We start from the raw sequence: 272 nt of genomic DNA on the forward strand, positions 1-272 counted from the left end.
AATGCGCCCTGGCCAAGCAGGCATGCACCCACCGAATCCGGGCGCACTACACCCGGATTCCGGATCTGGCCGAGGAGTGGGCACTGGCCCGCGACAAGCCGAACGGCAAGACGACGTTCTTGAAGAAGTACGCCGCCTTCACGCTGCTCGTGCTCGACGAATGGCTCCTCGACCCGCCGGACGACGGCATGCGCAGCATGCTGCTCGAACTCCTCGAGCGACGCTACGGACACGCCTCGACGGTGTTCTGCACCCAATACGCCCAGAAGGAC

General features: G+C 64.7%; 1 protein-coding gene. It reads left to right on the forward strand.

Translation table 11 applies throughout. The annotated features are described in order from the left end of the window. Positions 1 to 272: ATP-binding protein (locus G6027_RS17925; protein WP_241727271.1), on the forward strand; the 272-nt coding region annotated here is incomplete at both ends.

Source organism: Dietzia sp. SLG310A2-38A2 (assembly GCF_014145095.1).
Taxonomy (GTDB): domain Bacteria; phylum Actinomycetota; class Actinomycetes; order Mycobacteriales; family Mycobacteriaceae; genus Dietzia.